This window comes from Alteromonas sp. AWJ4_197, assembly GCF_056160285.1.
This window is the reverse complement of the sequence record NZ_JBSWWW010000001.1, coordinates 446,619-458,458: the sequence shown is the minus strand read 5'-3', so window position 1 is coordinate 458,458 and position 11,840 is coordinate 446,619. Positions and strand designations below refer to the sequence as shown.

Annotated in this window: 11 protein-coding genes; all 11 read left to right on the top strand. The window is 50.2% G+C overall.

The features are described 5' to 3' along the window. The first annotated feature begins 81 nt into the window (after positions 1-81). The 11 genes from ACXAGC_RS01975 (at position 82) to ACXAGC_RS01925 (ending at position 11,757) form a co-directional block, all read left to right on the top strand. A complete protein-coding gene (locus ACXAGC_RS01975; protein ID WP_474841954.1) occupies positions 82-996 on the top strand; it encodes a hypothetical protein in 915 nt (304 codons plus the stop codon). Between the two features lie 18 nt (positions 997-1,014). Further along, complete coding sequence (locus ACXAGC_RS01970) at positions 1,015-1,590, top strand: OmpA family protein (protein WP_474841952.1); 576 nt, start codon at positions 1,015-1,017, stop codon at positions 1,588-1,590. A gap of 57 nt (positions 1,591-1,647) precedes the next feature. Continuing rightward, positions 1,648-2,544 carry a hypothetical protein gene (locus ACXAGC_RS01965; protein WP_474841950.1) on the top strand — a complete coding sequence of 299 codons (897 nt, stop codon included), beginning with the start codon at positions 1,648-1,650 and terminating at the stop codon, positions 2,542-2,544. A gap of 37 nt (positions 2,545-2,581) precedes the next feature. After that, positions 2,582-5,629: an SUMF1/EgtB/PvdO family nonheme iron enzyme gene (locus ACXAGC_RS01960; RefSeq protein WP_474841948.1), complete on the top strand. Its 3,048-nt coding sequence runs from the start codon at positions 2,582-2,584 to the stop codon at positions 5,627-5,629. 188 nt (positions 5,630-5,817) lie between these two features. Next, positions 5,818-6,348, top strand: a complete 531-nt coding sequence (locus ACXAGC_RS01955; protein WP_474841946.1) for a hypothetical protein — start codon at positions 5,818-5,820, stop codon at positions 6,346-6,348. Between the two features lie 10 nt (positions 6,349-6,358). Then, positions 6,359-7,240, top strand: a complete 882-nt coding sequence (locus tag ACXAGC_RS01950; protein WP_474841944.1) for a hypothetical protein — start codon at positions 6,359-6,361, stop codon at positions 7,238-7,240. A gap of 10 nt (positions 7,241-7,250) precedes the next feature. Beyond that, complete coding sequence (locus ACXAGC_RS01945) at positions 7,251-7,646, top strand: hypothetical protein (RefSeq protein ID WP_474841942.1); 396 nt, start codon at positions 7,251-7,253, stop codon at positions 7,644-7,646. Next, positions 7,646-8,140 carry a hypothetical protein gene (locus ACXAGC_RS01940; RefSeq protein ID WP_474841940.1) on the top strand — a complete coding sequence of 165 codons (495 nt, stop codon included), beginning with the start codon at positions 7,646-7,648 and terminating at the stop codon, positions 8,138-8,140. Before ACXAGC_RS01945 ends, ACXAGC_RS01940 begins: the two co-directional genes overlap by 1 nt. Beyond that, positions 8,140-8,601: a hypothetical protein gene (locus ACXAGC_RS01935; protein WP_474841938.1), complete on the top strand. Its 462-nt coding sequence runs from the start codon at positions 8,140-8,142 to the stop codon at positions 8,599-8,601. The genes ACXAGC_RS01940 and ACXAGC_RS01935 overlap by 1 nt, the downstream gene beginning before the upstream one ends. Positions 8,602-8,630: 29 nt before the next feature. Beyond that, the gene (locus tag ACXAGC_RS01930) at positions 8,631-9,464 is read left to right on the top strand and encodes a hypothetical protein (protein WP_474841936.1); all 834 of its coding nucleotides are present in this window, start codon (positions 8,631-8,633) and stop codon (positions 9,462-9,464) included. Between the two features lie 115 nt (positions 9,465-9,579). Further along, entirely contained in the window at positions 9,580-11,757 is a 2,178-nt protein-coding gene (locus tag ACXAGC_RS01925; protein ID WP_474841934.1) for a protein kinase domain-containing protein, read from the top strand. Positions 11,758-11,840: the final 83 nt, after the last annotated feature.

Below are 11,840 nucleotides of genomic sequence, written 5' to 3'. Positions count from 1 at the left end.
TTTTACCGAAAGTGGAAGGAAATCTACCAAACGTTTTTATAAGCAGTGGTAGCAACGAACACACAAATTTAAGGAACCGTTATGCGTCACTTGTTCAGAACTTTAGCTTTTACCCTAACACTCGGCTTTTTAGCCGTTCCTGCTCACGCTGCCGATAACCCTAACCTTTTAGTGATGGGTGAAGATGCCGATGAAGATACCGTACCGCGCAATAGCCGTGTTTTTAAGCGAGTACTCACTGCACTTCAGGGCCAGATGGACTACTACAGCTTCAACGTGTACGACGAAACCTACGTTACCATGGATAACTTCACTCAGGGGCGGGTTCGCCGCACAGATGAAGAACTTTACGATATCGCACGCTCTGTAAAGCGCCCGCCAATCGATGCGGTAGTGGTTTTCAGCATTTACGCCAGTGCACAGCAAAAAAGCTATACCACTAAGGTTAAAGCACGCATCGAAGGCCGAATTATCAATGCTAAATCCGGTAAGTTCATGGGTAATTTCGAAGTCGACAGTGGCCAGTTCTGGAATGCGCCGAATGACTGTAATCGCGAATGTATTCTTGAAGTGGTTGGTGACAAGGCTCGCATTCTTGGTGATGAACTGGGTTCAGTACTGGCCGAAAAACTGGACTGGCTGGTTCAGAGCGGCAGTTCAAACAACGGCCGCGAACGCAGTGGCACAAACGGCATGGTAACCGACTATTATCTGGTATTTGATGGCTTCAGCGCAGAAGACTACATGGATATTGAAGAGTATTTGGTTATCTTCAGCGGCTATGACTCTCATCGTCCTGCCGAGCAACGCCACACCCGCACCGAAGTGCTCTATCGTTCAAGCATCGGCTCAGCAAAGTTAAGCCGTAACCTGAATAAAATGCTGGGCGAACTGGATATGCGTGCCACAGTTACCGTTGAAGGAAATACCTATACGCTGAAACGCATCAGCTTACGTGGTGAAAAGCGTAAACCTGCTGCCAATGACGGCTGGTAATAAACGGCTGACGTGATAATGAAATTGTCAGGTAAATCATGGTCTGCACTACTATCTGGTGGTGCAGCCTTTTTTATTTCTGCAGCAGCATTGGCGCAGGATAGCGGCTTTAAATCGCTGGCAGAAATCGAAGCCGCATTAAACCCTCTGGAAGTGGTAGCAAATCACGGTGGTGTGCGTCGCAGCATCGATCTGAATATTCAGTTTGAGCTGAATTCTGCCAACCTTACCGAAAGTGCTGAACAGCAGATTGCGGCACTGGCCGGCGCCTTGAAAAGCAGCGCACTATCTCAGTGTTATATCTTGCTCACGGGTCACACTGATGCAACCGGCAGTGCACCTTCAAACTTATCGTTGTCGCAGGTTAGGGCTGAGTCTGTGAAAGCTACACTGGTGATGGACTATGGCGTTAACCTGGAGAAGATCATTGCCGATGGCAAGGGTGAGAGTGAGTTAATTGAAGGGTTGGCGCCAAGCGATGCTCGCCATCGCAGGGTGGAGGTATCGCTTGAAGACCCTCAGACCTGTAAACAAAAAGCCGCTGCGACAAACGAAAAACAAGAAAGTCCGGGTGAAATGAAGATCGACTGGTAATAAAAGGCGCTAAGCCTTCCATAGTCAGTGAAACGAATTAACGTATCGGGATTTACTATGAAACAGCTAATAATTACCGCGCTAGTACTGATTTTATCTGCATGCGCGAGCAAAAACAGTGTCGAGCCAGTCAACGTTATGGTGTTGGTCCAGGACGACGGCGAAGACTCGCTGCCCAATAACCATCGTGCAGTCAGCCGCTTTATCAGAGCGGTATCCGGCGAACTTAATGACAGCGGCGTTAACGTGTACGATGCTGCTACTGAGTTTTCGTATTCGGGCAGTCGTAGCAAAATGATGCTACTGGACATGGCCAGAAGTTACAGTCGCGCCAGTATTGATTACGTTATTATTCTGAATGCTGATGCCAGTGTGAGCCGCTCGGGCTATACCACCAGAATGATGTCGGTGGTTAATGGCCAAACCATCGCCGTGGGCTCAGGCCGGGTAAATGGTTCCTTCACTGTAGATGGCAGTGCGCAGAATGCCGCGAGTGACTGTGATCGCATTTGCATTAACGAAGGCGTGGGTGACTCCCTTTTATCGGTAAGTGGCCAGGTAAGCGAACGCATACTCGCCACATTGCCAGCAAGGCACAACAGCCGGAAACCACCGCGCAAACCCATGCCTCAGAGTAGCTCTGAAGGTCCGGCAGTGACTGATTTTAATCTGGTTTTCGATGGCTTCAATAATCAGGAAATGGCCGAAATTGAAGAATACCTGATCATTTTCTCCGGTTACGACACCTACCGTTATGCCAGCAAAAGCCGGGCGCACGCAGAAATCCTGTACCGGGCAGCTATCAGTCGTAACAAGCTGAACCAGAATCTTAACCGCGTGCTTTCAGAAATGAATATGGATGGCGTGGTACGTATTACCGGCAACAGTGCAACGATCACTAAAAGCCAGACCAGACAAAGCCGTAAAGACGACTTGAACAGCTGGGAAGAATAAAAAGTCAGGGAAGCCAGCTAAGCCTGCAGGGAATTAAATGAAGCAAATTGGCAAATACAAAATCATAAAAGAACTGGGTGCCGGTGGCTTCGGTGCGGTGTACCTGGCTGAGGATCCACGCCTTGGCGAGAAAGTGGCCATCAAGGTTTTTGAAATCCGCGATGATAACGCGGCTCGCATGGCAACCAGCGCGACAGCCGATGCCAGCACCGTGCTCAAAGAGCGCTTTTTAAACGAAGCGCGCACGTTGCGCAAGCTAAACCGCAATAGCCATATTGTGGATGTTTTTGAGTTTGATGAACTGGAAGATGGCACACCCTATTATGTGATGCCGTATTTGCCTCGCTCGCTTCGCAATGTGCTGGGTAGTGATGCTACCGATACCTCAGTGATTGCCGAACTCGACCCCGAAGACAAACCGCGTCAGATACCCGTGGCAGCGGCCATTGGGTATCTGGAACAACTGCTGAAAGGCTTGAGTGACGTGCATAAAGCAGGGCTGGTGCATCGCGATATCAAGCCTGCAAACCTGCTAATTAACGAGCACGGCGAGGTGCAGTTATGTGACTTCGGTATAGCCAAAGTCCCGGATACGGAACATAGCAACAGCGGTATCGGCATGGGTAGCCGCAACTACATGAGCCCGGAGCAGCGCCAGAGCGCCAAGCACGTTGATGCCCGCAGCGATATCTACAGTGCTGGAGTTCTCGCTTACCGCATGATTACCGGGACTTTACCTGAAGGCCGGTTTGCCGAACCTCAAAAATACCAGCCCGCGCTCTCTGATGGCTTGAATGACCTGATCCTCACTGCTCTTGAGCAGAAAAAAGAAGACCGCTTTGCCGATGGTACCGTCATGCTAAGCGCCTTGCGAAGCCTGGATGGGAACACAAACAGCGGTGTTGATGAAAACACCGGCACCTGGGTCGGCGGCACGGATGAAATAAAGCCGGAACTGAAACCCCTTGAGCAAAAAATTATCCAATTGCTGCAATCAAAGGGGGAAGTGCGGGAAACCGATTTACCCATTCTGCAGGCGCTGGCAGATTTAGGCGGGTTAAGTGCAGAAGAGCTACATACCCTCATTACGCAGGTTGCCGAACAACAAGCCAGCCAAAGCCCACATCAAAAAGCGTTTCAGCAGTGGGTGGCGAATATAAACAGTGCCCTTTCACGGGGTGAGTCGTTATCACCACAGCAACAAGCAGTATTAATTGAAGCCGGAGAGGCAAGTACGAATAAGCCCACCGCCACTCTATGCAACATCCTGTCAGAAAAAGGCATAACGGCCAGCGCTTCCACGGCGCACACCGAATCAAACACTGCGTCATCAGATGCAGATGTGACCATGGCAACAAGCACCGAGCAGGCATCATCTGGCGGCGCAGGCAAATGGCTGGGTATGGCCGCCCTGCTCATCATTCTTGGCAGTGGTGGCTATTTTGGTTTTGATTACTACCAGCAAATGCAAGAGCAGGAAAAGCAGGCTGCTGTGGCGAAAAAGAATGAGCAAAGCGCGTGGGAACAGGCGAAAAAACTAAACACGGTACAGGCGTACGACCTTTACCTGAAGAACTGGCCGCAGGGTAGCCATCTGAATTTGGCAAAACAGGCGAAAGCCGAGCTGGAAGAGCAGGCCAGGCTTGCACAACTTAGTGCAGAAGAGCGGCGTACAGAACAAGTCAGAAAAGCGCAGGGTTACCTGAAGCAGTTGGGTTATGTGGTGGCCGAAAATGGAAAGCTTGATACTCGCACGCAAAAAGCCATTGAGGCCTTTGAAGCCAGTGAAAAGCTCATGGTCACAGGCGCGGTAGATACCATACTGATTACCAAGCTAAAAACGGTAGCAGATGAAAAGCAAAGGGCTGCAGAACTGGCGGAAGCTAAACAACAAGACGACAACGCCTGGCGCACCGCCCAATCAGCCAACACCATTAAGGCTTACAATCAATACCTTTCAGGTCAGCCTCAGGGGCAGTACTTAGCCCGGGCTAATGCAGCTATCAAAAACATTGAAATCGAAAACAGCAAGGTGCCGCTTATCATCACGACTACACCGTCAGAGGCAACCATTCAAATTACCAATATCATAGATAAGTACATCAACGGTATTAAGCTTTTGCCCGGCGAATACACCGTCAAAATTAGCCGAAAAGGGTACGAAACAAAAACAGAAACGGTGCGACTGACAAACTCCAACAATCGTTTCAACTATACCTTAGAACGGGCCCCACCTGAACCTATCATCGCCTTAATAAACAGCATGAAACCCATTCCTGCAGGCAGCTTTATGATGGGCTGCAGCCCCGGCGACAGTGATTGTTTTGACGCTGAAATGCCACTGCATAACGTTAATATCAAAGCGTTTTCAATGATGGCAACAGAAGTGACCCGCGGGCAGTTTACCGCTTTCGTGGATGCCACTGGCTACCGCACCGATGCTGAGAAAAACGCCGGTGGAAAAGCGGGTTGCTACGCTTTTTCAGATGACCAATGGCAATGGACTGCGGGTGTTAGCTGGCGTAATGCTGAGTATAAAGGATTGAAGCAGGCTAATAATCATCCGGTGGTTTGTGTTAGCCATAACGATGCCACAGAATTTATCCGCTGGTTAAGCGCAGAAACGGGCATAGCCTTCCGTTTACCGTCTGAGGCCGAATGGGAATATGCTGCCCGGGCCGGGAGTGGCAGCAAATATACGTTCGGAAACGACAGTAGCGGGCTTTGTCGTTTCGGGAATGTAGCAGACAGTAAATCCCATCCTGATGGTGTTAGCTGGAATAATAGAGCTGAATGTAACGACGGGCATGTGTTTACAGCACCTGTAGCCCAATACCAACCCAATGCATTTGGATTGTACGACATGCATGGCAATGTGTGGGAGTGGACGGCGGATTATTGGAATAATAGTTACAGCAGCGCGCCTACCGACGGCAGTGCCTGGTTGCGCGGCGACGGCAGTCGTCGCGTGCTTCGCGGTGGTTCGTGGGACGTTAATCCGGTGAACGAGCGTGCCTCAAACCGGTTTTGGAATGATGTTGCCAATCGCTTCAATAGCCTCGGTTTTCGTTTGGCCCAGGACTAGCGCCGTCAGGCGCATTCCCTTTAGCGCGCAGCGCATTTTGTGCCGCAGGCACGTTTTTCCCTTTTGCTCTTTTCCCCCGGCGTTCGCGCCGGTATATCTATTTTTACTGCTATTCCACTAGTTCATTCAACAAAAAATTCTCCAAACCCTTTCATAGTCAAACGTATCCCAACGACAAGGATAAGACTATGAGCAAATTCGTTATCCCATTTCTAACAGCCCGTCGCCTGAAACTGGCGACAGGCGTGTCATTCGCCCTGCTGCTTACTGCCTGCTCAAGTACGCAGGAAACCGTAACGGCGGATGCCATTGATGCAAATTGTCTGCAGCAGGCAAATGCAATGAGTGAGCACGCAGAAACCAGCCAGTCTCCGGCGCAGTTATTATCAGCGGCTAATGCCATGCAACATTGTATCGCCAGCCCGTTACCGCTTCACATGGAAGAGGATGAGCGGGAGCAGGTCATGCAGGTGATGGCAACTACCGTACTCACTTATCTGAAAGCGGGCGAGTCGGATGCGGCTAACGCGCAACTTCGCCGCTTTGAAACGCAATTTCCGGGGGAAGATCTCTATCTGCCCGATTACACCTCTTTCCGCGATACGGCTGTGGCGTTACTTGGCGGTAGTCATTTAAGTACCCGGGAGCTGGCCGGACTGAACATCAGTCGCGAACTGCGCCAGGAAATCGAACGTCAGCAATATTGGCTGGCTCATTAAGGAGCACATCATGAAGGCACATACTTACGTTAAAAAGCGCAACACGGTTAAGCACGCTCTGTTTGTTGTTCCGGCTTTTATTCTGCTGTCATCTTTTGTGGTGGCCAGCGAATGGCAACCAGAAGCCAGTGACCGCCTTATCAAACTGCCCGCCAACATCATTGAAAAGCGCGTTGAGCAGGATTTTAATGCCTCGCCCATGGCACGCCGTCTGGCCGATCTGGACAGCCAGATGAGTGATAAAACCTCACGCATTGCCATGCTTCAGGACGACTTAAACAGTGTTTCCGGTGAAGCCAAAGTGAACATTGAATATGAACTGGTGCAGCAGAAATCCGATTATCTGGATCTTTTGCAGGAAAGTCACAAATTGCGCAAAGAGGCATCTGCACAGAAGCAGCACGTTTATCAGGATATTTTGCAGCAGTTTCGTAATCAGTATGGAAAAGTGCAGAACCCTGAACGTTTACAGCTACAACAAAAGCAGCAAACGGCGTTAGCGCGAATGGAGCAGGTGATGGAACAGGTAGATCAGAACCTGATGCATGCCGGCTTCAGCGAGACTTCGCCCTATGCTGATGAATACGCGCAAAACGTGTCGCAAATTACCCAGCTGAAAGATGCCATTGCCCGTCATAAAGCTAACGCATCGCCTATGTTAAACGGGGCCGAAGTCAGCTCGGAAGAATACCTTCGTCAATTGCTGCTGGATATCTCAATGCATCAGTCGTTGCTGGATCAGGAAGGTTTAATGCTCAGCTACATGGCGCGCTTAGTGGCGCTGGATGCACAGGAACTGGAATACCAGATTGCGTATGGCGATGACGGCGAGAGAACCACCCCGCGCCGTGTGAATAAAGCCAGTGAAGCCGTTGATTTATTTACCCTTTAAGGAGGTCACCATGTTTACTCAGAAGATTTTAAAAAGTGTTTTACTCACCAGTGTTTTGCTAACCGGTGGTGCCAGTGCTGACAGCCTGTTCAGTCTGGAAAATCTCGAGCGAGAAAGAGCATCGCTGATCAGCACTATGAGCGACCCCGCATTGTCCATGGACGAGCGCCAGCGCAAGGCAAAAATGATATATCGTCGCATGGTCGATATTGAGCGCATGGTGCTGCGTGACGAGCGTATCGCCAGCAGCGACAAGCTGATTGTGAAAAAAGCCTTTGCTAATTACGACCTCACTTTCTTAGCCCACGCCAGTGCTGAGAGCGAGCGAGACCCTTACAGCCACTGGCTTTATGCCCTTAACATCACACCGGAAACCATCAGCCGGAGTAACGCGGGAGTACGCTAATGGATACCCTACAGCAACCGGTGAAATGGAGTCGTTGGGTGCTTACCGGCATCGGCAGCGTAGTTATTCTGCTAGCACTGGCAAGCTACCTCACCAACAAAGCATTACCCGATCTTCTAGTGTGGGCGCAGCAGGTGTTCGGCTGGGGATTTGCTGGCCTTTATTCACTGCTGCTTATAGCAGGTATCTATGCGTGTAAGTCGATGATGCCAGATGGCAAGGCCGCCTACTTCTGGGAAATGGCGCAACAGGCGGGCAACGGCATTGCCACTCTGGCGCTAACTTTCACGTTGCTGGGGATCAGCCTGGGAATTGGTTCGCTGTCAGAACAGCCTTTAACCCCCGATACCATTCAAAACATTATCGGCGAGTTAACGGCACAATTTTCAACTGCATTTATGACCACAGTGGTGGGTTTGCCAACGGCCACGCTACTTCGTGCGTGGAGTAGTATTCGTTTACAGGCGCTTACTGTGAATAAAGGAGAAACGTAATGAAAACCTTATTCTTTTTAGTCTTAGTAACGGGGGCGGGCGTGTATCTGGCTTCGCAGAACGAAACAGGTATCGCCTGGGTAGATGATTTTTTCAGTCAACATGATATTCAGCAAAGCGCTGACGAGCTGGTTAATGAAGTTGAAAACCGTATTCAACAGCTCAGCGATGCACGCAACGCTGAACAGCAAAACACCATAAAAGAGCTGCGTCAGCGAATTACAGAACTTGAACAGGAAATGGCAGAGCTTAATGCCCGCGAGCAAAACGCTTCTGATGATATTCCTTCCTTTGTTGCCCCCCGTGACGTGCAGGGGGTGGAAATTCAGCCTCCTGTTGAAGTGGCTGAGCAGCGGGAAGTGGTATCCATAAATAACACCCAGGTTAAGCAGGCAAATCTGAGGGATATCAGTGAGCGAATGCAGGCACTGTCTTTTGGCAGTGCACTGGGGAACAACTAATGAACCGGGTGCTGAAGGCAGGTGCGTATTTGTTGGCAGGAATACTGCTGGTCTGGCTTTTGCTGGTATTGTGGGCGAAATATCATCAGAACACCGTGCTTAAGCAAGCCACCCGGCAAATCATCCTGTCGGCACCTGCTGAAAGCTTGCCCGATAATGCGTCGGCAACACGTCTGGCTTCGGTTACTTTGCCTTTACCGCCTCCTGCTCCGTTAAAACAGGTCACAGCCGGGCCCCCCGTTTTAAAACCGCAGCCGGAGCCCGGGACAAAGCCGCAACAACAAGATGAACATCAACCAGAGCTGCTTACAAAGCTAAATGATGTTGCACCGGTGCAGCCTCAGGAAATAGTAAAAGTCGAAAAACGGCCAGCACAATACAGCAAGCAAATTTACGCGCAACTTAGCGAAGACGCATCACTGAGTATTCAGCTTGCCTGGCCGGCAGGGCATGCTGAACGCGAGGCATTATTCACATATTTGTATCAGTGTGTTGGAGCAGAATTTGCGCTCTTACAGGGGCAGGCACTCACTATTGTTTCACCTAAGCGTTACAAGGCGCGCAGCCGGTGGCTAAGGGTTGCCCAAGGCGAAATGAGTCGTCAGGAAAAGCACTGGCTCAGGGCGGCCAATGCCGCGGGTACGCCGGTTCGCCTGGTACCAGAGAGTCTTGATTACAACCTGGCTAACCACATTGCCTCAGCATTAAGTCAATCCGGCAATACACCGCAGTCACTGCGAGCCCTGCGCGGACGTTACCAATTGTCCGGACAGCAATTGTACCTGACTGACATCCAGCTAAATGGTGAATCAGTTCAACCTAAATGGCTTTTGCATACTGGGGGAAGTAAAACGGCGTGTTGAAGGAAAAATAACCTTATTATTTATTGAAAATTAACAATCATTCGGTAGAGTTGAATTAATAAACAAATATAAATCATTGCGAAATCCGTAATACCACACATGGAAGTAGTTATTTGTGGACAATATCGGCAAATATAAAATCATAAAAGAGCTCGGCGCTGGCGGCTTTGGTGCTGTTTATCTGGCTGAAGATCCGCGACTTGGCGAACAGGTCGCGATTAAAGTATTCCGTATTCGTGATGAAAATGTGGCTCAGCAAGCCACAACCGCCACGGGTGATGCCGGTGAAGTGTTAAAAGGGCGTTTCCTCAACGAAGCCCGCACGCTTAGAAAGCTACAGCGAAACCCCCACATTGTTGAAGTGTTCGACTTCGATGAACTTGACGATGGCACACCGTATTATGTGATGCCTTACCTGCCTCGTTCACTTAAAAATGAGCTCGGCAGCGATGCCACAGATGCACAGGTGATTGCCGAACTCGACCCGGAAGAGAAGCCCCGGCGATTACCCCCTACCCAATGCTGGCTATATCTCGAACAACTCCTGATTGCATTAAAAGATGTGCACAAAGCCGGGCTTATCCACCGTGATATTAAACCTGCCAACTTACTGTTCGACGAACACGGTGCGGTAAAGCTGTGTGATTTTGGTATTGCCAAGGTGCCCGACAGTGAACACAGCTATAGCGGTATTGGCATGGGCAGCCGAAACTATATGGCGCCGGAACAACGTCAGAGCGCCAAGCACGTGGATGCCCGCAGCGATATTTACAGTGCCGGCGTCCTCGCTTACCGAATGATAACCGGCACGCTGCCGGAAGGCCGCTATGCCGACCCTATCCATTACCAGCCTGGCCTGACTGAAGCGCAGAACGATTTCATCTTAAAAGCCCTCTCCCAACAAAAAGAAGACCGCTTTGCCGATGGCGCAGCCATGCTCAGCGCCCTGCGAACGCTGGAAGGAAAAAACAACAGCAGTGCTGATGAAAACACCGGCACCTGGGTAGGCGGCACTGACGATATCAGGCCAGAGCTTAAGCCTCTTGAGCAGAAAATCATTCAGCTGCTACTAAGTAACGGCGAAATCCGCACCAGCGACCGACCGATACTTCAGGCGCTGGCTGATTTAGGCGGATTGAGCGCCAGTGAACTTGAACAGCTTATCGTGCAGATTACCGGGCAGCAAAGCAGTCAGGACCCTCAATTTAAAGCACTGTCGAACTGGCTGGCAACCGTCAGAAATAAAGCGGCTGTAACTACGGCGGAGCGTACGGTACTCATTGAAGCTGGTGTGCTTACCACCGGCAAATCAAAAGCTGAGCTCGAAGCAATTCTTGATGCAGGCAAAGTAAAGAAGGCGACACCGGTCCCCGAGAAAAAACCGGCTCAGAAATCCAAACCAGCCTCTGACCCCAGACCTGCTTCCAGGGCTGTCGAAAAACCTGTGCCTCCTCAGGAAACAAAGCGTAAGAGCCCTGCGTTGTTCATCATTCCAATTCTGGCTGGTGTACTTGGCCTTGGCGGATATTTCTTCGCGTATGACGTGGAGCCCGCAAAACCGAAGCCAAAGGCGTCGAAGAAACTCTTTATGAGTCAGCTCGTTAAGGAATGGGAAAATAAGTTCTCTTTGATTAAGGGCGGTCAGAAACAGCTCGGTTGCAGCACGGCAGATGATGACTGTAAAGAAACGGAAGCCCGACAGGTTAGCATTAGTGTTGATGACTTCTATATGTCACAAGGGGAAGTGTCTTTCGCCATGTGGGACAGTTGCGTGCAAGCTGGTTATTGTTCGCACACGCCCGGCGATCGTTTCTGGGGCCGAGGCGGTATGCCCGTTATAAATGTGAGCTACGAAGACGTTACCGGAGATTTTATTCCCTGGCTTAATAAACTTACCGGAAATAAGTATCGCTTGCCCACTGAGCAGGAATGGGAATTTGCTGCCCGAGGAGAGGCCGACAGCATCTATTACTGGGGTAATTATATTGGTAAAGAACAGGCCAACTGCTTTGGTTGTGGCAGAAATATAAAACGCCCTGCTGTGGCTTACTCCTACACACAAAATGACAACGAGTTATATAACATGCTGGGAAATGTGTGGGAGATGACCGACTCCTGCTGGAGCGATCAGCTGTTAACCAGGGGGCCCGACACCAGAAAATGTGGAGAGCTGGTGAAACGCGGTGGCGCATGGAACAGCAGTCCGTCATTAATCAAACTCTCTACCAGGCAATCTTTCGCTAAAGATGAACGCAGTGATGATCTCGGTTTTCGCTTAGTGAGGGTTGAGTAAATATGCATCCGATTAACGATTAGTGATTGAATATTAACCGGTATCAGGTAGAGTAAATTTTGATCGGAAATTAATCGTACCAA